The sequence below is a fragment of the Micromonospora sp. NBC_01796 genome (genome assembly GCF_035917455.1).
Lineage (GTDB): Bacteria > Actinomycetota > Actinomycetes > Mycobacteriales > Micromonosporaceae > Micromonospora_G.
The window spans coordinates 5,069,212-5,093,361 of sequence record NZ_CP109078.1; the positions used below are offsets into that span (position 1 = coordinate 5,069,212).

At 72.2% G+C, this 24,150-nt stretch carries 21 protein-coding genes; 12 read left to right on the plus strand and 9 right to left on the minus strand.

Annotated elements, in window-relative coordinates:
• Positions 1–35: 35 nt before the first annotated feature.
• From OIE47_RS23470 to OIE47_RS23480, 3 genes are read right to left on the minus strand one after another with little or no spacing between them, the layout of a single operon-like run.
• Positions 36–704, minus strand: coding sequence for a response regulator transcription factor (locus tag OIE47_RS23470; RefSeq protein ID WP_121155899.1), 669 nt, complete (start codon positions 702–704; stop codon positions 36–38).
• Positions 705–711: 7 nt separating this feature from the next.
• Positions 712–2,403, minus strand: coding sequence for a sensor histidine kinase (locus tag OIE47_RS23475; RefSeq protein ID WP_326556685.1), 1,692 nt, complete (start codon positions 2,401–2,403; stop codon positions 712–714).
• A gap of 14 nt (positions 2,404–2,417) precedes the next feature.
• A complete protein-coding gene (locus OIE47_RS23480) occupies positions 2,418–4,247 on the minus strand; it encodes an AMP-dependent synthetase/ligase (RefSeq protein WP_326556686.1) in 1,830 nt (609 codons plus the stop codon).
• Positions 4,248–4,420: 173 nt separating this feature from the next.
• Here OIE47_RS23480 and OIE47_RS23485 point away from each other — a divergent pair, with 173 nt between their 5' ends.
• The 7 genes from OIE47_RS23485 (at position 4,421) to OIE47_RS23515 (ending at position 10,758) form a co-directional block, all read left to right on the plus strand.
• Positions 4,421–4,876 (plus strand): SRPBCC family protein, encoded by a 456-nt coding sequence (locus tag OIE47_RS23485; RefSeq protein ID WP_326556687.1) that lies wholly within the window; start codon positions 4,421–4,423, stop codon positions 4,874–4,876.
• 41 nt (positions 4,877–4,917) lie between these two features.
• On the plus strand, positions 4,918–5,793 hold the full coding sequence (locus tag OIE47_RS23490; RefSeq protein ID WP_326556688.1) for a hypothetical protein: 876 nt from the start codon (positions 4,918–4,920) through the stop codon (positions 5,791–5,793).
• Positions 5,794–5,907: 114 nt separating this feature from the next.
• Positions 5,908–6,855, plus strand: a complete 948-nt coding sequence (locus OIE47_RS23495; protein ID WP_326556689.1) for an ROK family glucokinase — start codon at positions 5,908–5,910, stop codon at positions 6,853–6,855.
• 40 nt (positions 6,856–6,895) lie between these two features.
• Positions 6,896–7,669, plus strand: coding sequence for an endonuclease/exonuclease/phosphatase family protein (locus OIE47_RS23500; RefSeq protein ID WP_326556690.1), 774 nt, complete (start codon positions 6,896–6,898; stop codon positions 7,667–7,669).
• A gap of 27 nt (positions 7,670–7,696) precedes the next feature.
• The gene (locus OIE47_RS23505) at positions 7,697–8,455 is read left to right on the plus strand and encodes a HEAT repeat domain-containing protein (protein WP_326556691.1); all 759 of its coding nucleotides are present in this window, start codon (positions 7,697–7,699) and stop codon (positions 8,453–8,455) included.
• Between the two features lie 93 nt (positions 8,456–8,548).
• Positions 8,549–9,943, plus strand: coding sequence for a flavin-containing monooxygenase (locus OIE47_RS23510; protein ID WP_326556692.1), 1,395 nt, complete (start codon positions 8,549–8,551; stop codon positions 9,941–9,943).
• Positions 9,940–10,758 carry an alpha/beta hydrolase gene (locus OIE47_RS23515; protein ID WP_326556693.1) on the plus strand — a complete coding sequence of 273 codons (819 nt, stop codon included), beginning with the start codon at positions 9,940–9,942 and terminating at the stop codon, positions 10,756–10,758. Before OIE47_RS23510 ends, OIE47_RS23515 begins: the two co-directional genes overlap by 4 nt.
• A gap of 238 nt (positions 10,759–10,996) precedes the next feature.
• On the opposite strand, the gene OIE47_RS23520 is transcribed toward OIE47_RS23515, so the two are convergent.
• The 3 genes from OIE47_RS23520 to OIE47_RS23530 all read right to left on the minus strand — a co-directional run bounded on the left by OIE47_RS23520 (position 10,997) and on the right by OIE47_RS23530 (position 17,474).
• On the minus strand, positions 10,997–12,415 hold the full coding sequence (locus tag OIE47_RS23520; protein WP_326556694.1) for an alpha,alpha-trehalose-phosphate synthase (UDP-forming): 1,419 nt from the start codon (positions 12,413–12,415) through the stop codon (positions 10,997–10,999).
• Between the two features lie 172 nt (positions 12,416–12,587).
• Positions 12,588–13,433: a DUF308 domain-containing protein gene (locus tag OIE47_RS23525; protein WP_326556695.1), complete on the minus strand. Its 846-nt coding sequence runs from the start codon at positions 13,431–13,433 to the stop codon at positions 12,588–12,590.
• A 333-nt stretch (positions 13,434–13,766) separates the two neighbouring features.
• Complete coding sequence (locus OIE47_RS23530) at positions 13,767–17,474, minus strand: adenylate/guanylate cyclase domain-containing protein (RefSeq protein WP_326563210.1); 3,708 nt, start codon at positions 17,472–17,474, stop codon at positions 13,767–13,769.
• A 310-nt stretch (positions 17,475–17,784) separates the two neighbouring features.
• Here OIE47_RS23530 and OIE47_RS23535 point away from each other — a divergent pair, with 310 nt between their 5' ends.
• Complete coding sequence (locus OIE47_RS23535) at positions 17,785–17,979, plus strand: hypothetical protein (RefSeq protein ID WP_326556696.1); 195 nt, start codon at positions 17,785–17,787, stop codon at positions 17,977–17,979.
• A 102-nt stretch (positions 17,980–18,081) separates the two neighbouring features.
• On the opposite strand, the gene OIE47_RS23540 is transcribed toward OIE47_RS23535, so the two are convergent.
• Positions 18,082–18,774, minus strand: coding sequence for a Crp/Fnr family transcriptional regulator (locus tag OIE47_RS23540; RefSeq protein WP_326556697.1), 693 nt, complete (start codon positions 18,772–18,774; stop codon positions 18,082–18,084).
• A 419-nt stretch (positions 18,775–19,193) separates the two neighbouring features.
• On the opposite strand from OIE47_RS23540, the gene OIE47_RS23545 reads away from it, so the two are divergent.
• From OIE47_RS23545 to OIE47_RS23560, 4 genes are all read left to right on the plus strand, one after another.
• Positions 19,194–19,688 carry a polyadenylate-specific 3'-exoribonuclease AS gene (locus tag OIE47_RS23545; RefSeq protein WP_326563211.1) on the plus strand — a complete coding sequence of 165 codons (495 nt, stop codon included), beginning with the start codon at positions 19,194–19,196 and terminating at the stop codon, positions 19,686–19,688.
• 212 nt (positions 19,689–19,900) lie between these two features.
• The gene (locus OIE47_RS23550; RefSeq protein WP_326556698.1) at positions 19,901–20,929 is read left to right on the plus strand and encodes a 6-phosphofructokinase; all 1,029 of its coding nucleotides are present in this window, start codon (positions 19,901–19,903) and stop codon (positions 20,927–20,929) included.
• A gap of 104 nt (positions 20,930–21,033) precedes the next feature.
• Positions 21,034–21,852 (plus strand): pyrroline-5-carboxylate reductase, encoded by an 819-nt coding sequence (gene proC / locus OIE47_RS23555; protein ID WP_326556699.1) that lies wholly within the window; start codon positions 21,034–21,036, stop codon positions 21,850–21,852.
• 51 nt (positions 21,853–21,903) lie between these two features.
• Positions 21,904–22,254, plus strand: a complete 351-nt coding sequence (locus OIE47_RS23560; RefSeq protein WP_326556700.1) for a DUF2203 domain-containing protein — start codon at positions 21,904–21,906, stop codon at positions 22,252–22,254.
• An 86-nt stretch (positions 22,255–22,340) separates the two neighbouring features.
• On the opposite strand, the gene OIE47_RS23565 is transcribed toward OIE47_RS23560, so the two are convergent.
• Both OIE47_RS23565 and OIE47_RS23570 read right to left on the minus strand, forming a co-directional pair.
• Positions 22,341–23,201 (minus strand): class F sortase, encoded by an 861-nt coding sequence (locus OIE47_RS23565; protein ID WP_326556701.1) that lies wholly within the window; start codon positions 23,199–23,201, stop codon positions 22,341–22,343.
• Complete coding sequence (locus OIE47_RS23570; RefSeq protein ID WP_326556702.1) at positions 23,198–24,127, minus strand: DUF4397 domain-containing protein; 930 nt, start codon at positions 24,125–24,127, stop codon at positions 23,198–23,200. Before OIE47_RS23570 ends, OIE47_RS23565 begins: the two co-directional genes overlap by 4 nt.
• Between the last annotated feature and the right edge of the window lie 23 nt (positions 24,128–24,150).

The window sequence follows — 24,150 nt, forward strand, 5'->3', positions numbered from 1 at the left end:
GTACGCACACCGGGCCGGCCCGAACCGCAGAGCGGTCAGAACTTCGGCGCGTCGGGGGCTTCCAGCAGCCCCAGCCGCAGGGCGGTCATCAGGGCCTGAGCCCGGTTGGCCGCGCCGAGCTTCTCGTAGAGCTTCGAGATGTGGGTCTTGGCCGTCGACTCGCTGACGAAGAGCTGCTTGGCGATGCCGGCCACGCTCATCCCGTCGGCGAGCAGGCGGAGCACCTGCCCCTCACGGGGGGAGAGTTGCGGACCGGACGGGGCCAGCCGGCGCTTCATCGCCTCGGCGAGGTCGGCGGCGGTGAACGCGCTCGGCGACGACGCGGCGTGCCGGGCGGCGGCGACCACCTCGTCGGCCGGGGCGGTCTTCGGTACGAAGGCGCTGGCCCCCGCCTCGAGTGCCCCGAACAACTGGTCGTCGCCCGCGTACATGGTGAGGACGACGATGCCCATGGTGGCGCTGGACTTGCGCAGGGCGCGGGTGGCCTCCAGGCCGCTGCCGTCGGGGAGGCGAAGGTCCATGATCACGACGTCGGGCTGGAGGGCACCCGCCTGGCGGACCCCCTCCGCCGCCGTCGCGGCCTCACCGACGACCTCGAACTGACGGTCCCGTTCGAACGCGTGGCGCAGGCCCTTGCGGATCAGGTCGTGATCGTCGACAAGAAGGACCTTGGTGCGGCCAGCCGGCGTGGGGCTCGTGGTCATGCTCGGGTTACTCCCCTTCTGATGCGGTGACGCTATCGCGCACGTTATCTCGTCGGGGCGTGGTTCCGAGCACCACTGCCACCGTCGTGCCGCTGGGATGCCGTGGACGGATCTCCAACCGGCCCCGGATACGTTCCGCTCTCTCGGCCATGATCGCAAGACCATACCGCCCGTCCGGGCGCTGGTCAGCTATGCCGTGACCATCATCCGACACTTCTATTTGTGCGTACGGCGGGTCCACGGCGCAAGTTACCCACAAATTGGACGCGCCCGCGTGCTTGCGCGCGTTCGTGATTGCCTCTTGCGCGATACGTAACAACTCGGCCTCGGTGGCTGCGGGAAGCCGGGCGGTGGACTCATCGAGGGACAAATGGACACGGAGTCCGCCCGAAGCGCCGACGGTTCGGGCGTACTCGGCCATCGCGGCGGCCAGTCCGCCGTGCCGGTCGACCTCGCTGCGCAGTTCGAACAGGCTGAGTCGCAGTTCCTGGATCACCCGGGTGACCTCGCCGCGCAGCGTACGGAGTTCGCCGGCGGTCTCCTCCGCGCCCTCGGGGAGGGTGGCCATGGCGTTGTCGATGCCGTAACCGACCATCACGAGTTCCTGGGCCACCCCGTCGTGGATCTCCCGGGCCAGCCGCTGGCGTTCCTCGTTGGTGGCCAGCGAGCGCACCTCGTCGAAGAGCAGCGCGGCCTCCAGCCGGAGCGCGGCGGGTCGGGTCAGCGCGGTCACCCGGCCCACCACGGCGGCCGGGTACGCGGTCGCGGCGTCCGCCTCGATGATCACCAGGCCGACCGTGCGTACGCCCGCGACCAGCGGCACCACCAGGGCGGAGACCTCCCCGCCGGGGTGGGACCGGGCCTGCGAGCGGGGGGCGGTCTGCGGCTGCTGGCTGGCCCAGGCGTCGGCGATGGCGGAGTCGGCGTCGAGGGTGGTCTCCCAGTCGACCCGGTCCACGCCGACCTGGGCGAGCACCACCAGCCGGCCGCCGCCGCTGGCCGAGAGGACGGCCGCCCGGTCGGCACGGGCCACCGCGCGCAACTCCTCCAGCAGGTGCTCGGAGATGCTGCCCGGATCCAGGGTCGCTCCCGGTAGTTGGCGAGCCACGCTCCGGAGTTGGGTGAGCAGTCGGGTCGCCTCGGCGTACGGCTGGGGCCGGCTCTCGCCCCGGAGCTGCCAGATCCGTTGCAGGGTGCCGGCGGCGTACAGGCCGAGCGCGGCCAGCACCAGCCACTGGGCGGACACCGCCAGGTAGCCGAGCTGACCGAGGTGCCCGAGCGGCTCGTTCGTGCTGTTGCCGCTGATGAAGCCGCCGACGGCGAGGCTGGCCGCGGTGACCGCGAGCAGCGCGGCCCCCTCGGTCGAGCGCCGTTGCAGGGCCGCGACGGTCAGCGGTACGGCGAGGTACGGCAGGATCGCCGCCGCCCCCATCCCACCGATCGACGCCTCGGCCGCCACCTGGCTCGCCGCGAAGCCGACGATCACCACCTCGGCGAACCGACCGAGCGGGGCGAGGATCGGATGGTGCGGGGCGAGTACGGCCGGGATGCCGGCGACCGCCAGCAGGGCGATCCAGCGCAGCTGGTCCACCTCGCCGGTGGTGATCAGAGTGAGGATCGCGACCAGCGCGAGCATGACGACGCGTGCCGCCGCCGCGAGCGGATGCGGACGGGGGAGGGCGGGAGTCGAGGCGGGCACCTGACGGATCGTAGTCAGTCTCCGTAGATAGCGGCGATTTCTGCGGCGTATGTCTGGTGTACGACCGCGCGCTTGACCTTCAGTGATGGGGTCAGTTCACCCGTCGCCTCGGTCAGGTCGCGCGGCAGGATCCGGAACTTTTTGATCGACTCGGCGGCGGAGACGGCCTTGTTCGCGTCGTCTATCGCCGACTGTACGTCGGCGGTCAGCGCCGGGTCCTCGCGCAGGTCGGCCACCGGGGTCTCGGTCGGGTGACCGTGCTCGGCGAGCCACTTCGGCCAGGCGTCCTCGTCGATGCTGACCAGCGCGGCGATGAACGGCCGCCGGTCGCCGACCACCACGCAGTGGCTGATCAGCGGGTGCGCCCGGACCCGGTCCTCGAGCACGGCCGGGGCGACGTTCTTGCCCCCGGCCGTCACGATGATCTCCTTCTTTCGGCCGGTGATGCTGACGAAGCCGTCACCGTCGAGGTTGCCCAGGTCGCCGCTGTGGAACCAGCCGTCCTCGTCGAGCGCCTCGGCGGTCGCCTCCGGGTTGTTCCAGTACCCCTGGAACACGATCTCGCCCTTGACCAGGATTTCCCCGTCGTCGGCGATCCGGACCGAGACACCGGGGAGCGGGCGGCCGACCGTACCGATCCGGATGGCGGTGACCAGGTTGGCGGCGACCGCCGGGGAGGTCTCGGTCAGCCCGTACCCCTCCAGTACGGTGACCCCGACGCCGCGGAAGAAATGGCCGAGCCGGGCGCCGAGCGGGGCGCCGCCGGAGATCGCGTCCCGGCAGCGTCCGCCGAGCGCGGCCCGCAGCTTGCGGTAGACCAGCCGGTCGAAGACGCGGTGCTGCATCCGCAGCGGCAGGCCCGGTCCGCCGGGGGAGTCCAACGCCTCGCTGTACGCGATCGCCACCCGCTCGGCCCGCGCGAAGATCGCACTCTTGCCCTCGGCCGCGGCCTTCTGGGCGGCGCCGTTGTAGACCTTCTCGAACACCCGGGGCACCGAGAGGACGAACGTCGGGCGGAATGCCTGCAGCTCGTTGACCAGGTTCTTCGGGTCGGAACTGTGCGCCAGGGTGGCACGGGCGTAGATCACACCGACCTGGATCAGCCGGGCGAACGAGTGCGCCAGCGGCAGGAACAGCAGCGTGGAGGCGCCCTCGTTGAACAGGTGCGGGAGCACCGCCACCGCGTTGGCGGCGTCGGCGTACAGGTTGCGGTGGGTCAGCAGGCAGCCCTTGGGGCGCCCGGTGGTACCGCTGGTGTAGATGATCGTGGCGAGATCGTCGGCCTTGACGCCGCGCCGACGGGTCTCGACCTCGGCGGGGTCGATCCGGCCGCCCTCGCCGACCAGCGCGTCCAGGTCGTCGGTCTCGATCTGCCAGACCTGCTTCAGGGCGGGCACCTGGTCCCGGACGCCGGTCAGCAGCAGGGCGTGCGCGGTGGTCTCCACCACGCAGGCCACCGCGCCGGAGTCGGCGAGGATCCAGGCCACCTGTTCGGCGCTGGAGGTCTCGTAGATCGGCACGGTCACCGCGCCGGCCGCCCAGATGGCGTAGTCGAGCAGGGTCCACTCGTACCGGGTCTTGCTCATCAGGCCGATCCGGTCACCGGGGGCGATACCGGCCGCGATCAGGCCGCGGGCGACCGAGACCACCTCGTCGCGGAACTGCCGGGTGGTGATCTCGGTCCAACCGTCCCGGCCACCCGCCGTCGGCGTGTCGGCCGTGCCCCGGGTACGGCGGGCGAACTGGATCGCGTCCGGGGCCACCTCGGCGTTGTCCCAGACCGTGTCGGTCAGGTTCGCCGTGTCGCCGATGGTCGCGACGGGTGGGACGGAGAACTCGCGCACCTGCACTCCTTCGTGCTCGTACTCGACGGCGGGGATGAGCCGCGCGGGCCGGGCCGGATACACGAAACCTACCCGCCCGTCCGGGTCGACCCGCCAGGCAGGCCGGTCGGACGGGAGGTGCCGGGTTGAGCCGGAGGGCCGTGCCGGCCGGTGAACCGGGTAGCCTGCCCCCCATGGCGGACAGCTCCATCCAGTCGATCGTCATCGCCGCGCCCGCGGACCGGGTGGCGGCGGTGATCTGCGACTTCGCGCGCTACCCGGAGTGGACCGACGCGGTCCGCAGGGTCGAGGTGGTCGAGGAGTACGAGGACGGTTACGCCAGCCAGGTCCGGTTCGTCCTGGATGCTGGCGTCCTGGCGGACGAGTACACCCTCGTCTACGAGTACGCCGAGGACATCTCCCGGATCCAGTGGCACCTGGCCGCGCCGTCCCGGATGCAGCAGGCCCAGAACGGGTCGTACGACATCGAGGAGAACGGCGACGGCACCTCCACGGTGACCTACATGCTGGAGGTCGAGCTGTCGGTCGGCATGCTGGGCATGTTCCGCCGCAAGGCCGAGAAGATGATCATGGATACGGCGTTGAAGCAGCTCAAGCGGCGGGTCGAGTCGCTCGATGCGACCAACTGAACCGACCGCGCACGGCAGCGTCACGGCGAGAGGAGGCGGGCATGGCGGCAACCGACCCAACGTCCGCGCGTACGGAGGCTGAGCGCCTGGTCGCCACCGCGCTGGCCGCGGTGCGCCTGGGTACGTCCGGCCGGGCCGGCGGCTTCGGCCCGCTGGGCGACCTGATCACCGGTGTGCTTGGTCACAGCGGTGCCGACCGCCCCACCGGCGGCGGCACCTCCCGGACCGGCGCCACCGGCCACCACGGCGGCCCCGGATCCACCACCGGTACGCCCGGCGGCGCCTTCGCCACCGGCTCACCCGAATGCTGCGTCTGCCCGATCTGCCGGACCATCACCGCGCTGCGCGACCCGAGCCCGGAGTTCGCCGAACGGCTCGCCACCGGTGCCGGCGACTTCGCCGCCGGCCTGGCCAGCCTGCTGCGGGCCCTGTCCACGGCCACCACCAGCCCACCGGCCCCGGGCACCCCGTCGGCCCACCCCGGCACCCCGCCACCGCCCACCGGCACCCCGGCAGGGTCACCGGACGCTGCGGCACCGGCGACCGGCACCCCGCCGGAGGCACCGGACGGACCGGCCGACCCGGCCCCCACCCACCCCGCCGCACCGGCCGCCCGACCGGGGGCGGACGACGAGGTGTGGCGCGGAGCCACCCGTACCGTGCATGATTCGTGGCCGGCACCGGAGCGGGACGTCTGGGCGGCCGCGACCCGCGCGGCAACCGAGACCCGAACCGACCGGACCACCCCGCCCGCCGACGCGGCCGGGACCACCGGCGCGTCCGCGCGGCCGGCGCCGCCCAGCTCCACCGGAGCCGGGCCCGGCGCCGAAGCCACCGGCCCGGCGCCGGTGGTACCCGCCGCCCGGATACCGGGAGAGCCGGCGCTCGCCGACGGCGACACCGGCGACGGGGGCTGAGCGGACCGGGCTGCAGCGACGCAGCGGGACGCGATCGGCCGGTGTGACGCCGGCAGGGCAGGGCACAGACCGGTGTGGTGCCGGCAGAACAGAGCACAGAGGGGAGCGGCGGCGGTGACGCTGACCATCGGAGTCGACGTCGGTGGTACCAAGGTGGCCGCGGGCGTGGTCGACGCCGACGGCAATGTCCTGGTACGGACCCGGCGGGACACCCCCGCCGATGACGTCGCCAAGACCCGCGACGTCATCGTCGAGGTCGTCGCGGAACTGGCCACCGGTCGGGACATCGAGGCGGTGGGGATCGGCGCGGCCGGCTGGATCGACGCCAGCCGCTCGATCGTGCTCTTCGCGCCCAACATCGCCTGGCGTGACGAGCCCATCCGCGACTACGTCAGCGCGGCCGTCAACCTGCCGGTGATCGTGGAGAACGACGGGAACGTCGCCGCCTGGGCCGAGTTCCGGCACGGCGCCGCCCGGCACGCGACCGACTCGATGGTGATGCTGACCATCGGCACCGGCGTCGGCGGCGGCATCGTCCTCGGCGGCGAACTGGTACGCGGCGCGCACGGCATCGCCGCCGAACTGGGGCACACCCTGTCCGTACCGAACGGGCACCTCTGCGGCTGCGGCCGGCTCGGCTGCATCGAGCAGTACGCCAGCGGCCGGGCCCTGGTCCGGTTCGCCCGCGCCGGTGCACGTCAGGCCCCGGCCCGCGCCACCCGGCTGCTCGAGATGGCCGCCGGCGAGGTCGAGTCGATCACCGGACCGATGGTGACCAGCGCCGCCCAGGAGGGCGACCCGATCTCCTGCGAGGCGTTCGCCCAGATCGGCCACTGGCTCGGGCTGGGACTCGCCGACATGGTGCAGATCCTCGACCCCGAGGTGCTGGTTGTCGGCGGAGGCGTGGTCGAGGCCGGCGACCTGCTGCTCGGCCCCACCCAACAGGCGTTCACGGAAACGCTGGCGCAGCGCTCCCGACTGGCGGTGGCGGAGATCCGTCCGGCCGAGCTGGGCAACACCGCCGGCATGGTCGGGGCGGCCGACCTGGCCCGGCGCCGGTAGCCGACCCGACTCCCGGACCAGGACGAGCGAAGGGGTACCCGTGACGCAGGCAGAACCGTCCGGCGGAGGCGTCGCGGGCGTACGCCTGCGGGTGCTGTCGTACAACGTGCACGGCCAGCGCGACGACGTGGCGGCGCTGGCCGCGACCGTCCGGGAGGCCGAGCCGGACGTCGTGATCGTCCAGGAGGGACCCCGCCGGTTCCGCTGGCGCCACAAGACCGGTGTCCTGGCCGACGCGCTCGGCCTGGTGGTCGGCGGCGGCGGGCTCCCGTCCCTGGGCAACATCGTCCTGACCAGCCTGCGGGTACGGGTACGCCGGACCTGGCACCGCCAGTTCCCGCTCACCCCGGGCCGGCACATGCGCGGCGCCATCTTCGCCGAATGCGCGGTCGGCTCCGACACCATCGCCCCGTTCGTGGTCGCCGGGTCGCACCTGGGCACCGACCCGACCGAACGTCCCGGACAGGCCGCGCTGCTCAAACGGGAACTGTCCGAACTGCACCTGCCGGTGGTGCTCGGCGCCGACCTCAACGAGAACTCCGGCGGCGCCGCCTGGCGGACCATCGCCGACGGGCTGACCGACGCCGCGGTCGCCGCCGGCCGGGCGGACGCGCGTACGTTCCCGTGCGCCGACCCGCGCGACCGGATCGACGCGCTCTTCGTCGACCCACGGATCGTGGTCACCGGTTATGACGTGGTGGACACCCCGCAGACCCGCCGCGCCAGCGACCACTTCCCGGTCCTGGCCGACCTCCTGCTCCCGGCCCACGAACCGGCCACCACCGGCGCGAACCGCCCCGCCACCACCGCCTGACCCGCCACCCCGTCCCCCGGAACACCGATGACCACCCTGGTGCACCTCACCCCGGAGGCCAACGCCCGGCGGATCGTCCGCGCCGGCATCCGGGCACGCAGCCGAGGCTGGTACGACGACGACAGCGACGGCGTCTACTGCATGCCGGTGCTGCCGTCGTACACGCTCACGCACCAGTGGGTACGCGAACTGCGCCGCTGGCAGCGACGGGTCCTGGTGGCGGTGGACGTACGGCTGCCCGACGACGAGCGGGTGACCGTGGGTCGGTACGGCCGGCCACCCCTGCGGGTCACCTCCGCCGAGGCCGTGGCGGTCGTCCGGAAACTCGAGGATCCCCGCGGGTGGGAGGTGTTCGTGCCCAGGGCCATCCGTCCCGGCGAGGTCCGGCGGATTCGCCCGGTCCGGCAGGGGATCGGCTGGCGCTACCAACCCGATGCCCACGGCCGTGCCCCCTGCGCCTGTCCCGTCTGCCTGCCTGCGGGCTCGTACCGGGCGACCCGGATCAGGGCCCGCTACTCCGGCGACGAGCCGGGTCCGACCGTGCCGGAGATGATGGCCACGCTCCGGGCCGCCACCACCACCGAGGACCTGGTCGACGCGGTGTGGGCGATCGGGGCCCGGCGCCGGGGCAGTGCCGAGGACCTGGCGTACCTGGTCGACCATCCGGAACTCGAGGTGCGCCGGGCGTTGGCCGAGGCGCTGACCGGTTACCGGGGGCGGGTCGCCCGCGACCTGCTGGCGCGCCTGGCCGACCGGGACGGGCCGTACGTCGATCCGGAGGAATGACCAAACGTTGGGCACCGGGCTGGACAAAGGGTCACGCGAGCCGAGAGGATTCGGCAGCACTCGGCATTCGTGCCGGACAAAAGGAGATTCCCGGTGTCCACCTCCACTGGCCAAGACAGCTCCGAAACGGGCGCGACCCTGCGGTCTGATGGGCGCCCGGTCTACGACCGGGGCGGCACCGTCTGCGTCATCGGCGCCGGTGCCAGCGGCCTGGCCGCGATCAAAAACCTGAAGGAGTACGGCTTCGGCGTCGACTGCTACGAACGGGAAACCAGCGTCGGCGGGGCCTGGAACTGGCGGCACGACCGCAGCCCGGTCTACGCCAGTACGCACCTGATCTCGTCGAAGCCCTTCACCCAGTTCCCCGACTTCCCGATGCCGGACTCCTGGCCGGACTACCCCCACCACAGCCAGCTCCTCGGTTACCTGGAGCGGTACGCCGACCACTTCGACCTGCGCGAGGACGTCTGGTTCGGCACCGAGGTGATCCGGGTCGAACCGGCCGACGGCAACCGGTGGGACGTCACCACCCGCAGCACCGGGGGTTACGGCGCCGAACGGACCTCCCGCTACGCCGCCGTGGTGATCGCCAACGGGCACAACTGGGCCCCGAAGATCCCCGCGTACGAGGGACTCGACGAGTTCCGGGGGCAGGTCATCCACGCGTCGGCGTACAAGGACACGACGCAGTTGCGGGGCAAGCGGGTACTGGTGATCGGGGCCGGGAACACCGGTTGCGACATCGCGGTCGAGGCCGCCCAGCAGGCCGCCAAGTGCTGGCACTCCACCCGGCGCGGCTACTGGTACGCCCCCAAGTACGTGCTGGGCCGCCCGACCGACCAGGTCAACGCCGGACTGGCCAAACTCCCCCTGGGACTGCGCCAGTGGTTCTCCGCCCGTACGCTGCGGCTCACCGTCGGTGACCTGACCCGGTTCGGTATGCGGGCACCCGATCACAAGATCTACGAGACGCACCCGATCGCGAACAGCCAACTCGTCTACTACGTTGGTCACGGCGACATCACCCCCGTACCGGACGTGGCCCGGTTCCGTGGGCACAGCGTCGAACTGACCGACGGGCAGCAGATCGAACCGGACCTGGTCGTGCTCGCCACCGGCTACCTGCCGAAGTTCGAGTTCCTCGACCCGTCGCTCCTCGGCGACGACAACTCCGGCCGCCCCACGCTCTACCTCAACGCGTTCCCGCGCCGCCATCCCACCCTGGCCGTGGCCGGCCTGCTCCAGTCCGACTCCGGCATCTTCCCGCTCGTGCACTGGCAGACGGTGGCGATCGCCCGACGCCTGCGCGTACAGGAGACCGAACCGGACCGGGCCAACGCGTTCGCCGCGCGCGTGGAGGCCGGTGCCGCCCGCCGGTGGAGTTCGGCGAAGGTCAAGGACAGCACCCGGCACTGGTTCGAGATCGGCCACCGGGACTACCTGAGCGAGCTGCAAACCGTCCTCGACGACCTGGAGGTCAGCAAATGAGCGCGGCCGGCACCCGGATCATCCGGACGCGCGACTGGTCCAACCCGGTCCCACCCGTACGCCGCGAGGTGCGCAGCGCCACCCCCGAGACCGACGAGGGCAAGCCGCCGCTGCTGTTCGTACCCGGCTTCGGTCACGGCGCCTGGGCCTTCGCCGAGCACTGGCTGGAGCACTGCGCGACGCGCGGGTTCGCGGCGCACGCGGTGAGCCTGCGCGGGCACGGCGGCAGCGGCGCGGCGCCGAAGGCGACGCTTCGGGCGTACGTCCATGATGTTGTCCAGGTGGCGGCGAGCCTGCCCCGGCAGACGGTGCTGGTGGGGCACGGCGCCGGCGCGCTCGTGGTGACCCACGCCCTGGCCCGCTATCCAGCCAGGGCCGGGGTGCTGGTGGCGCCGGTGCTCGGCGGCTGGGGCACGTTCGCCGGCGCCCTGCGGCGCAACCCCGCCGGTACCCTGCCGGCGATCTTCGGTGGCCGGCTGCGGCTCAACCGCCGCCAACTGTTCAGCCGCGAACTGCCCGCCGCGACCGCCGCCGACTACACCACCCGACTCGGCCGGGCCACCGCACGCGCCCAGTGGCAACTGCTGCTGCACCGCGACCCCGAGCCACCCGTCGGCAACCCCCCGCTGCTCGTCCTCGGCAGCCCCGACGACCGGATCGTCTCGGCCGCCGCCCTCACCCGCGCGGCCCGCCGCTACGACGCCGCCCCGCTGCTCTTCCCCGGCATGGGCCACGACCTGATGCTCGACGCCCGCTGGCGCGAACCCGTGGACGCCCTCCTCGACTGGCTGGACAAAGACCTCCCCACCCCCTGACCCAAGCCGGGTCGAGCCACCCGAGCCAACCCCACCCGAGCCACTGAGCCAACTCACCCGAGCCACTGAGCCAACTCACCCGAGCCACTGAGCCAAGCTGCCCAAGCCACTCACTGCCAACCCGCAGCCGGCCAGCGCAGAACGACCAGGTCAGGGGTTCGGGGGCGGCGTGCCCCACGGAGAGATCAAGCCTGACCGCTCGGAGTGGGGCACGTCGCCCCCGAACCCCCCACCGCAACTAAGACGCAGGCGCCAACCGATCAGCCAACGCCCCGGTCTGGTCCAAAGACGTGAGATAAGCCCGAGCCCAAGCCCGAATGTCATACGTCCGCAGATGGTCGCGCATCGACCGCATCCGGTCGCTGACATCCGCCGGTGTCGCCTGCAACGCGTGCATCAGGGTCAGTTTCAACCCCTCCAGATCATGCGGGTTCACCAGATACGCCTGGGTGAACTCCGCCGCCGCCCCGGCGAACTCGCTCAGCAGCAGCGCGCCACCGTTGTCGACCCGGGCCGCCACATATTCCTTCGCGACCAGGTTCATTCCGTCCCGCAGCGGGGTCACCGCCATGATGTCCGCGATCCGGTAGAGCGCCGCCAGCTCCGTACGGTCGAACGGCTGGGTCAGGTAGTGGATCGCCGGCTCGCCGACCCGCCCGAACTCCCCGTTGATCCGGCCGACCTCGCGCTCCACCCGCTCGCGCAGGACCTGGTACTGCTCGACCCGTTCCCGGCTCGGCACCGCCACCTGGACCATGACCGTGTCCCGGACCTTGATGTGGCCGTTGGCGATCAGCTCGCTGTACGCCTTGAGCCGCTGCTCGATGCCCTTGGTGTAGTCCATCCGGTCGATGCTGAGGATCACGTGCTGCGGGTCGCCCAGGTCACCCCGGAGCCGGCGGGCCCGCTGGACCACGTCGGGGCGGCGGGACAGTGCCTCCATCTCGGCCATGTCGATGGAGACCGGGAAGGCGCCGATCCGGACCACCCGGTCGTCCACCGCGATCCGGCGGTCGGTGGCGGGCAGCTTGAGCACCTTGGACGCGAGCTGGGCGAAGTTGTGCGCCGCCTGGGCCCGCTGGAAGCCGACCAGGTCGGCGCCGAGCATGCCGAGCAGCAGTTCGGCCCGGCGGGGCAGTTGCATGAACAGCTCGGGCGGCGGGAACGGCACGTGCAGGAAGAAGCCGATCCGCAGGTCCGGGCGGAGCGCCCGGAGCAGGCCCGGTACGAGTTGCAGGTGGTAGTCCTGCACCCAGACCACGGCGCCCGGTTCGGCGGCTTCCGCGGCGGCTTCGGCGAACCGCTGGTTGACCCGTTGGTAGGCCTCCCACCAGCGGCGGTGGTAGACGGGCTGCTCGACCGCGTCGTGGTAGAGCGGCCACAGGGTGGCGTTGGCGAAACCCTCGTAGTGGTCCCGCATGTCCTCGTCACTGAGTGGTACCGCGTGCATCCGTACGCCGTCGATGTCGGGTACGGCGGGAGCGGGGCCACTGCCACCGGCCCAGCCGACCCAGACCGCCGGGGTCTTCTTCAGGATGGGATGTAGGGCACCGACCAGACCACCGGGACTACGACGCCACTCACAGGCGCCGTCGAGCGCCACACCGTCGTCAACCGGTAGCCGGTTGGCCACCACCACAAGCGGACTCTGTCGCATTCGGGCACCTCGTTCCGAGCGAGGCGACCACCGCGAATGATGCGCGATCGGGCAGTCGTGAGGGGGAGTGAGGAGAGGTGACGTACAGGGGTATTCCTACTGACATCAAGTTACACGAGTGTTACGCACGCACGCTGTGTGCGATCAATCTCACTATTTGCCTGTTACGGGTTCAGACCACCGCACCGTCGTCGGGGTCGTCGTCCTCCTCGTCGCCCGAGCGCAGGCGCCAGATCAGGGTGACGAACCCGCTCAGGATCCCGGTGAAGCCGATCAGCGTGACCAGGCCCCGGTCGATCGGCAGCAGGCTCGGGAAGACGAAGAGGATGAAGCCCAGGACAACCGCGAGCACCCCGGCCACGGCGTACTTGGAGACGTGCGGGAGCGGCGGCGGAGGCGGGGGGATGTACCGGTCCTCGGTGCCGTCGGGCAGGTCCGCGCCGAAGGTGTCCAGCCCGTCGAGCAGGGAGCCCTGGTCGGACCGGGGGTCGAGGGAGATCCCGGAGATGTCGGTGGCGGACTGGAGCGGCCGTACCTCGGTGGCCGGGCCGGCGCTCTCCTGGCCGGTCCGGGTGGCGGTGCCGGTGGCCGAGCCGGTCTTGTCGACCGGCTCGTCCGCGCTCACGTCCTCGGCCGCCGGCCACGGCCGGGCGCCCTCGGTCACGTCCGCGTGGTAGCCGGCGACGATCCGGGCCCACTCGGCGTCCACGTCCGGATCGGGGCGGGACGGCGTCGGGCTCGGCGTGCCCTCGTCGGCGAGTTGGGTCAGGTAGTCCCGGGCGGTCGCGAGGTGGGTCCGGTCGACGTAGAGCCGGTCGGTCGGTCGCGCCGGCACCGTGGTGGTCCGGGTCACCGGGTTGAGGTCGGCGGAGGGCTGGAGGTAGGCGGCGATGCCGCCGGCGGCGAGGACGTCCAGCAGGTGTTCGCCCACCCGTGGGTCCACGTCGCCAGCGACGGCGTATTCGGTCGCGTCGAGCCCGTTGTCCCGCCGCCCTCGGCGGGCACCACCCGGTGACACTGGATACCCTCCCTCACCGGCGCGTGCGCGCGCCCGACCCAGACCCCCGTCGCGCGCGATCGCGCGTGCCGTGCCTTGAATCGTGACACGCCAGGCGCGGGTTCCGGGAGTGCGTTGTGGCGCGCCGTACTCGCTTCGTAGGCTCATTCCTGACAGATCACCCCGTGGGGAGGGTCGCGTACGCGCGGAATCCGGTCGGGACCGACGCTCGTGCTGTGCCGACTGATCGGGAGCCGGGTCGGATCGGATCCCCACCCCGTTCATGATCGAGTGAAAAGTGACCTTCGTCGCAAAGGCCGAAAACCTTACCGGCGGGGGTGCGAGCGGCCCTTCTCAGGAGGCGAGGACCGGCGACCACCCGCCCGCGCCACCCGGGTTTCCGCCCAACCGGAGCAGACCGGGCGCCTGGTTGCGCAGCGCGAACGCGCGTACCTCGGCGAGCGTGACCTGCGCGGTCGCCCGCTCGCCCGAACGGCTCAGCTCACCTCCGGCCAGCGCCAGCGCCAGCATCCGGTCGGTCACGTCCGGGATCTGCGCGTAGATCTCCGCCGCCGCCGCGTAGAGCTGGGCCGCGCGGTGATGGTCACCGTCCGCAGCGGCCACCGCGGCGGTCACCGTACGCAGCGCGGCCTCCGCCCACGGCGTACGGTGCGTGACCCGGTCCAACATCCCGCGTACGCGTACCGCCTGGTCCCGCCCGGTCAGCGCGGCGGCGTACGCGGCTGCGGTGATCCACTCACCGCTGGCCAGGGCCGGCACCGGGGCCCAGGTGTCGGCCAACTCGTCGATCAACTCGACCACGTCCGCACTGCGCCCCTGGAGGGCTCGGCAGAGGGCGGCCGGCCCCAGCACGGTCCAGTGCAGCCGGTGGAACCCGCTGCGACGGGCCGTCTCCAACGCCTCGGCGATGTCGTCCGCCAGCGGCACCGGCTGACCCCCGGCCGGCACCGACACCGGCTGAGCCGGTACGGCCTGCGGTCCGCTCGGCTGCGCCGCCCCGCCCGCCGCCGCCCCGCCCGCCGCCGCCCCGGTCGACGCGGTGGCCGTACCCGATGGCAGGGCGGCCTGGGCGGCCCGGTTCGCCAGGCTGTCCCGGCCGCTCGGCACCGGTTCGCCGCGCAGCACCCGCAGGCAGGCGCGCAGCCCCCGGACCTGCATGTCCCAGCGGCCCTCGTCGGTGTCGACGAACGCGTCCGCGGCGGCGAGGAGCTTGCCGAACTCGCCGTTGAAGTACGCCCGCATCGCCTCGCCGGAATAACCGGTGGTCAGCGTCTGCTCGTCGCCCTGCTCGGCCGCGGCGGCGGTGAGCATGGCGTTGGACTGGACCCAGTCGCCCTCCTCCAGCATCGCGTACGCGAGGTTCTGCATGGCCCGGGTCAGGGCCTGGAGCTTGTGCGTCCGGCAGAACTGGACGGCCGCGTGCAACTCGTCCAGCCCGGTCCGGTCACCGGCGTAGTAGCGGGTCGACGCCATGGTGATCCGGGCGTTGGTCTGCGCCTCGACCAGTCCGAGCCGTTCGGCGATGTCGGCCGCGGCACCGGCGGCGGCGAGCGCCGGGTCGCGTTCCATGTTGAGCATGTGCAGCCGGCCGAGTTCGGCGTACGCCTCGGCCTTCTGCTCGCTGTCGGGCAGCGCGTCGAACAGTTCCACCGCCCGGTCCAGGCAGGCCAGGGCCGCCGCCCGGTCGGCACGCAGCCAGGCCGCGTGCCCGAGCAGGGTCCAGGCGCGGGCGGCCGAACCCTGGTCGTTGATCGCGTAGAGCCGGTCGGCGAGCGCGGTCAACTGCTCGGTCCCGCCACCGGACAGGAACGCCCGCCCGTCCCGGAAGAACGAGATCTCGGTGCTGAGCAGTTCCAGTTGGAGCCGGTCCAGCTTGTCGTCGAGGCCGGCGAGCAGCAGGGCCTTGGCCGCGTGGTTGGCCGCGGCGTCCAGGGCGTGCAACGCGTACGCCCGGCGGGCCGCCCGGTGCAGCGCGTCCCGTGCGGCCGGGGCGTACCGCTCGGTGTCCACCCCGAGGGTGCCGGCGATCTCGTGCGCCGCCCAGCGGTGGTGGGCCAGGACCTCGGCCAGGTCGGTGTCCCGGCTGCGCGACAGCGCGTCCAGCCAGTCCGCCGTACGCTCGTGCCGGGCCACCCGCTCGGTACGCGGCAACCGCTGGTAACAGACGTCGCGTACCAGCACGTGGCGGAACCGGAACTCCGGCTGACCGGCCATGATGGACCCGGCCTGCTCGTGGACGAAGTCCCGCTGCTCCAGCCGGCGCAGGGCCCGCTCCACCGACTCGACCGGCTGGCCGAGCGCCGAGGCGACCGCACCGGGCCAGAACTGCATCCCGACCACCGACGCGGCCAGCAGCACCGTACGGTCGTTCACGTCGAGCAGGTCGACCCGGTTGGCGATGACCGCGTGCACGCTGTCCGGCATCGGCAGGTCGTGCTGCTTCTCCAGCGACCACCCCCGCCCCGACTGCCGCAACGCACCCTGCTCGATCAGCATCCGGACGTACTCGTACGCGTAGAGCGGGTTGCCGTCGGCGACCTCGACCAGCGGGCTGAGCATGTCGGCGGAGAACGCGGCCTGGCCGAACATGTGCGCGTAGAGCGAGGCGATGCCGGTGTTGCGCAGCGGCGGCAGGTTGATGGTCAGCGACGAGGTGATGCTCGCCGCCCAGCTCGGTTCCCGGTCGACCAGTTCCGGCCGTGCGGTGCAGAGCAGCACCAGCGGTACGTCCCGGGCCGAGGCGCCGAGCAGTTCCACGAAGCGCAGCATCGCCTCGTCCGCCCAGTGCAGGTCCTCGAAGACCAGTACGGTCGGCCGCCGGGCGGCCAGGGCCACCAGCAACCGCCGCCAGGCCGACTCGGTCTCCTCCACCGGCAGCGCCGGCCCCGGCAACCCGACCAGGGGGCGCAGCGCGTCCACCACCCGGGCGGTCTCGCCGTTGGTGGCGACCAGTTCGCTGACCGCCGACTCGAGACGTTGGGCGGCGACCGACGCCGGGTCGGTGTCCAGGATTCCCGCCTCGGACTTCACGATGTCGGCGAGCGCGGCGAAGGTGACGTTCTCCCCGAACGGTGGGCAGCGCCCGGTACGCCAGGTGACCGGTTCGTCGATCAGCCGGTCAGCGTGCCGGAACAGCTCCCGGACCAGCCGACTCTTGCCGATCCCGGCCCGACCGAAGACCGTGACCACCTGCGGGATCTGTTCCCGGACCGACCGGTGCAGGGCGTTGACCAGCAGGCCCAGCTCGTGTTCCCGGTCGATCAGCGGGGTCGAGTCGAGTTCCCGGTCCGGGTGCTGTCGGCGTACCGGCGCGAGGGCCAACCACACCTCGGTCGGCGACGACCGCCCACGCAGCGTCACCGGCGGCTGCTCGTCGTACCGGATCGCGTCCTTCGTCAGCAGGTACGTGTTGCCGCAGACGAGCACGCCGCCGGGGGGCGCGACCGACTGCATCCGGGAGGCGGTGTTGACCACGTCACCGGCGACGATCGCCTGACCGCCGTCGCGGGCGGCGGCCACGTCCACGAGGGCCTCACCGGTCGACACCCCGACCCGGAACCGCAGACCACCGGCGTCGGCGGGGGCGAACCGGGCCAGTACCCGCTGCAACTCCAACCCGGCCCGGACACACCGCAACGCGTCGGTCTCGGTCGCCACCGGCGCCCCGAACAACGCCATCACCGCGTCCCCGATGTACTTCTCCACCACCCCGCCGTACTGACCGACGACTCGGCGGGCGGCGGAGAAGAAGCTCGTCTGCATGCCACGGACGAGTTCCGGGTCGGCCCGCTCCACGTACGGGGTGAAGTCGATCAAGTCGACAAAGAGGACACTGACCCGCCGCCGGTCCTCCTGCGCGGTGGTCGCCGGCCGGGTCGCCCCACCCGGGCGGGGTTTGCCGCAGGAGGTGCAGAACGCCGCGTTGGTGGCCAGCGGCCGATCGCAGTGCGGGCAGGCGGGCACGAGTTCGTTGCCGCAGCCGCCGCAGAAGCGGTCCTCGGCTGCGGCGATCCGGCCACACTTGGCACACGGAGCGGAGATAACGTCCTCCTACCGCAGTCGGGTCGGGATGGGTCGTGCTGCCGCAACCAGACGGGAGCGCCAGCCGAAGCACTGGTGGCGAACCGGTCGTGCCGCTGCCCGGCTTGCGGTGTGCTGGCCGGGTTGCGGCTTGCTGGCCGTGTTGCGGGGTGCTGGCCGTGTTGGTCGCCAACGCCGAGTATCGCCGGTCCGCGCCAGTGTCGGTAACCGGGCTGTTGGCTAGCAGACACTCGTTCGGCCGGCTGACCCGAGCGCCTGCCGGCTACAGTCGGGCAGCCAAGTGATCGAGCGATGTTAGGGAGATACGTCGATGGTGTACGTCCAGCTGGCACAGGGGTGGACCGACGACGCGGGTGTCAACCACTCCGCGGGCGCGATGGTCGATGTGGACGCCGCGACGCTGGCCCGGCTCCAGGCCGAGGGAATCGTGGGCGAGGCGGGCGGCGGCTCCGGTGGCGGCGGCGCCGACACCGACTGGGTCGGACCGACCAGCACCAAGCCCTGATTTCCGGGCTGCCGCAACACAGCGGGAACCGTGGGGTTCCGCGGGTCGCCGAGAGCGACCGGCGGGGCCCCACGTTCCGTTCGGCCGGAATGTGTACGCCGATCAGCGGTCGGACATGCCCGCTCGGCGACGCAACGCCGCCACATCGGTCACCACGATCCGGCGCCCCTCCGTACGCAGCCAACCCCGGCTGGCGAAGGAGCCGATCGCCTGGTTGACGCTCTGCCGCGAACCGCCGGCCATCTCCGCGAGCTGACTCTGGTTCAGCTCGATCGTGATCATCGGCGCCTGGCTCTCGCCGGCCAGCCGGACCAGGGTCTTGGCCACCCGGCCGGGCAGGTCGAGGAAGACGTGGTCGGCGTTCTGCTCGGTGAGCCGGCGGATCAGGCCGCCCAACGACCGCATCACCGCGTCGAGGATGCGCGGGTTGGAGTGGACCAGCTCCATGAAGGCGCCCCGGGACAGGGCGAGCGCGGTGCAGTCCTCGATCGCCTCGGCCGACAGGGAGCGGGTGGAGGCGTCCAGGAGGGACACCTCACCGAGTACGTCGGGCGGCCGGATCACCGACAGCACGGCACGCTCGCCGGTCGGTGCCGTACGGAAGACGACCACCGCGCCGCGACGCAGCACGATCAGTGACTCGCCGGGGTCGTTCTCGACGAACAGCAGTTGGCCCTTGCGATAGGTGCGCGGGACCGCGGCAGCGATCACCCGCTGCCGTACCTCCGGTTCGAGGCCGGCGAACATCTGCACACCCGTGAGCGCGTCACCCGGCTCCGGCAGGCGAACCTCCAAGGCTCAACCCCTCACAGTCTGCTTTCGGTCGAGGCTCTCGCCCCCGAGAGCAACATGATCTGACACCGGATGACCCGTCCGGTAGCGGTACACATCAGATCATGACGGTCCTGTCGCGTGCTGTACACCCCTCGAATCGCTTCTGTGACAGTCCTGCGTCCTGGCGACCGGCATTCTTGTGCTCAGATCCGCCGCTGGGTGGGGGCTGTACGGGGGCGTGGCGGATTGGGGTCGCGGGGTGCCGCGACCGGCCGGACGGCGAGCGTGCTGCGCCCGTCGTCCGGCCGGTCGCGTGAGCGGCCGGGGGACGCGCCGCTGACAGCCGGGCGACCGGCCGGCGGCACCACCGGGGACCGTGCCGATGATCGGGTACGCCCCCGGCGCCGGACCCGCAGAGCGGGTGGGCGAGGATGGCGGGGATGGTTTACCGCTATTTCTACGACTGCGAATTCATCGAGGACGGCCGGATCGTCGACCTCGTGTCGATCGGCGTCGTCGACGAGTACGGCCGGGAGTTCTACGCCGTCTCCACGCAGTTCGACGACTCCCGAGCCGTGCCCTGGGTCCGCCGCAACGTGCTGGACAAGCTCCCGTCACCCGGCGACCGGGTCTGGCGCTCCCGGGAGCGGATCCGCGACGAGCTCTACGAGTTCCTGACCGAGCCCGTACGCGGACGTCCGGACGAGAAGCTGGAGCTGTGGGCCTGGTACGCCGCGTACGACCATGTGGCGCTCGCGCAGCTCTGGGGGGCGATGCCGGCGCTGCCCCGGGAGATTCCCCGGTTCACCAAGGACCTGCGGCAGCGCTGGGACGACCTGGGGCGCCCGCCGCTGCCGGACGCGGCGGCCGAGCGGCATGACGCGCTGGTCGACGCCCAGCACAACCTGGCCCGGTGGCGGGCCATGGGCGGCTGAAACCGGTCGATGCCGGCCGGGCCGACGGCTCCGCCCGAAGGTCGACCCGGGTCCCTCCTCGCCCGTGAGGCGTGCTGGCTTGCCTCCGGCGCGACGACTACAGTGCGCATTGACGGCCCGCCCCGGGCCGGCAACGACGCCGATGGTCTGACGTGACTTCGCTCCTGGGGCTGAATTGGGCTTACCTGAAGCTCCTGGAGGATGAGCAGATCATGCGTATCGGCGTGCTCACCGGCGGCGGTGACTGTCCGGGTCTGAACGCGGTGATCCGAGCGGTCGTGCGTAAGGGTGTCGCTACCTACGGTCACGAGTTCGTGGGCTTCCGCGACGGCTGGCGCGGTCCGCTGGAGGGGCTGACCAAGCAGCTCGGCATCGACGAGGTACGGGGGATCCTGCCGCGCGGCGGGACCATCCTCGGCTCGTCCCGGACCAACCCGTTCAAGATCGAAAACGGGGTCGAGCGGATCAAGGACAACCTTGCCGCGCAGGGCGTCGACGCGCTGGTCGCGATCGGCGGCGAGGACACCCTCGGCGTCGCGACCAAGCTGACCGAACTCGGCGTCCACGTGGTCGGCGTACCGAAGACGATCGACAACGACCTCAACGCGACCGACTACACGTTCGGCTTCGACACCGCGGTCAACATCGCGATGGAGGCGATCGACCGGCTGCACACCACCGCCGAGAGCCACCACCGCACCCTCGTGGTCGAGGTCATGGGCCGGCACGCCGGCTGGATCGCGCTGCACGCCGGCCTCGCCGGTGGCGCCAACGTGATCCTCCTGCCGGAGCGGCAGTTCGACGTGGAGCAGGTGGCCACCTACGTCGAGAAGCGGTTCCAGAAGCAGTACGCCCCGATCGTGGTCGTCGCCGAGGGCGCACAGCCGCTGGACGGGCAGATGGTCCTGCACAACCAGGAGCTGGACTCCTTCGGGCACGTTCGGCTCGGCGGCATCGGGCAGTGGCTGGCCGGCGAGATCGAGGCCAAGACCGGCAAGGAGGCCCGCACGGTCGTGCTCGGGCACATCCAGCGCGGTGGCACCCCGACCGCGTTCGACCGGGTGCTCGCCACCCGGCTCGGCCTGCACGCGATCGACGCCGTGAACGAGGGCGACTGGGGCAAGATGGTCGCCATGCAGGGCACCGACATCGTCCGGGTGCCGCTGGCGGAGGCGACCCGCGAGCTGAAGACCGTGCCGATCGAGCGCTACGAAGAGGCCGAGGTCTTCTTCGGAAGCTGATCGGCCACGTACCACCCGGGCCGGGGTGGACTCCGCGAAGCTGGTTCCAGCCAGCGGAGACCACCCCGGTTCGGTGCGACCGGAACCGACGAGGGGGGAACCAGATGGCACCGGGTGCGCACACGGTGGCCGTGATCGGCACCGGGAAGATCGGTGAGTTGATGCTCTCCGGCCTGCTCCGGGCCGGTTGGCCGGCGGGCCGGCTGCTGGCCACCACCCGGCGGCAGACCCGGGCCGAGGAACTCGCCACCCGGTACGGCATCCGGGTGGTGGACAACCTGACCGCCGTCGCCGAGGCCGACGTGCTCGCCATCTCGGTGAAGCCGCAGGACGCGGGCACGCTCCTGGACGAGGTCGGCCCGAAGGTGCCGGCCGACAAGCTGGTGATCTCGCTCTGCGCGGGCCTGCCGACGAGCTTCTTCGGTCGGCGGCTCCCGGAGGGGACCCCGGTGGTCCGGGTCATGACGAACACCCCGGCCCTGGTCGACCAGGCGATGACGGCGATCTCCGCCGGTCCGTACGCGACCGGGGCGCACCTGAGCCTGGCCGAGGAGATGTTCACCCCGCTGGGCTCGACCATCCGGGTGCCCGAGTCGCAGCAGGACGCCGTCACCGCGCTCTCCGGCTCCGGACCGGCCTACTTCTACCTGCTGGTCGAGGCGATGATCGACGCCGGCATCCTGCTCGGGCTGCCCCGGCAGGTCGCCCACGAACTGATCGTGCAGACCGCGATCGGCTCGGCGGTCATGCTCCGGGACTCCGGTGAACATCCGGTGAAGCTTCGGGAGGCGGTCACCTCGCCGGCCGGCACCACCATCTCCGCGATCCGCGAGTTGGAGAAGCACGGCGTACGCGCCGCTCTGCTCGCCGCGCTGGAGGCGGCCCGGGACCGGGCTCGGGAGATCGCCGCGCAGAGCGACTAGCCGGGCTCGGGGTCGCCCCGGTTCGGCGGTCGGTGGCCCATACTGTCCGGTGTGTTCACCCTCGCCCAGGCCAGATACCTGATCGCCACCCTGCGCCCCCGGATCGACGAGCTGATCCTGCTGCGCGCCGACCTGGCGGAGCTACGGGCCGATCTGGACGGCGGCGGGCTCAGTCCGCTCGGTGGCGTACCGGAGGTCAAGGCCCTGGAGGCCCGGCTGCACGGCATCCTGGAGGAGCTCAACGAGCACGAGATCCAGGTCAAGGGCTTCGCCCCGGTGCTGCTCGACTTCGTCGGGGAGCGGGAGGGCCGGCAGGTGCTCTGGTGCTGGCTGGAGGGTGACGACGACATCCGCTGGTACCACCGCGCCGACTGCGGCTTCCAGGGTCGTCGCCGGCTCTGACCCGCCCACCTGCGGGATGCGGATCCGCAGGTCCTCGGCGAGGCCGGGTTTGACCGGCGGGAATCCGGGTTGACCGGCGGCCCTGCCTACGGGGCGGCGACGGCGTAGACGACCAGGTTGTCGCGGTAGTGGCGGGTGTCGCGGTCGAAGGTGCCGGCGCAGGTGATCAGCCGCAGTTCCGGGCCGGGGGTGGGGCCGTACACCTCGGCGGTGGGGAACTCGTCCTTCTTGTACCGGCTGGTGGCCACCACCACGAACGGGATCCGACGTTCACCGCCGAGCACCTCGATCCGGTCGCCCGGGCGCAGCTCGTACAGGCGGTAGAAGACCGCGGGGCCGGTGGTCGAGTCGACGTGTCCGGCGATCACCGCCGGGCCGGTGTCGCCCGGTGCCGTACCGGCGCCGAACCAGCCGGCCCGGGCGAAGTCGGCCGGCGCGGCCAGTTGCCCGGACCGGTCCAGGCCGAGCACCTCAAGGGACGAGTCCACGCCGATGCGGGGGATCCGTACCCGGCTCGGTGGGCCGGCGGGTGGGGTGGACGGTTCCGGTTGCGCCGGTCGGGCGCCGATGGACGGTTGCGGGCCGAAGGGCGGTTGCGCGTCGGTGGGCGGGCAGTCGGTGGTGCAGCCCGCCCGCCACACCACGGCCGTGGTCACGGGACCCGTACCGGCCAGGCCCAGCCCGGTGCCGGTGATCAGGGCGAGCACCAGGACACCGAGTCCGAACAGCGCCAGCCCGGTCCGCCGGGGCAGGCCGCCGGCCGGTCCGGGCCCGTCCGGGTCGCCGAGGGCCCCACCCACGCCGGCCGGTCCGAGCCCGTCCGGGTCGCCCAGGGCACCGCTCGCCGAGGGCACCCGGCGCCCGGTTGTCGTCCGTACCCCGAGGTGGGGCCACCGCCCACGGTGCCGCCTGATCCCGGCGGCACGCGTGGGCGGCGCGGTGTTCACCAGGTACGCCGCGCGCGGCGCCGGAGCAGCAGCACGGTTGCCGCCGCGAGCACGACCAGCAGGGCACCGGCCGCGACGGCGGCGATCAGCGGGTAGGTCCGGCCGGGGTCGTCGCTCGCCTCCGACGCTTCGAGCCCGATCACGTCCTGGGCGCCGATGACGTCCCGGGCGCCGCCCGCGCCGGTGTCCACCCCGCCGGCTGGCACCACCTCGCCGCCCCGGGCGTCGACCCGCAACTCGGTGGTGAGCCCGCCCTGCTCGGCGTCGAGCACCAGGAGCGAGTAGACCGTGCCGGCGGCGAGCCGTACGTCGGCCGTGGTCGGGGTCCCGCCGGCGCTGTTCAGTCGCAACTTCCACGAGCCCGGCTCGACCTGGGAGTAGGGGGTGGTGGTGGCGAACTGCACGGCGTCGGCGATGGTGGGCCCGTCCGCCGCGGCGACGTCGATCACGGGTGCCCGTACGGAGGCCTGCACCACGCGTACCTTGGCCCGCCCCCTGGCCGGTGCGCTGATGTCGTCGTCGAGGACCCGCAGCCCCAGGTCGGCGTAGCGACCCACCCCGGCGACCGTGTACGCGTCCCCGGCGGTCACCGCCACCTCGGCGGTCAGCACCGGTTTGGTGTCCGCAGGGGCACCGGCCTGGCGCATCGCGACTGCGTACCGGCCGACCGGCAGGGTCAGGTAACCCGAGACGACCCCGTAGCCGACCGCGGGGAAGACTCGTGGCTCGTCCGAGCCGGTGGCCGTGCCCAGGTAGACGTCGACGGCCGGGGTGTCCGGGGACAGGTGGGCGAGCCGGACGTAACCGACCCCGGCGGCGCCGGCCGGCTGGGCCGCGACCGTGCTCAGACCCGCTCCGAGCAGGGTCGCCGAGGCGATCGCCAGGATCCGTCGGAGCGTACGGGCGGGCGGTCGGGACGAACGCATACTGCCTCCCTGGTACGGCGAGC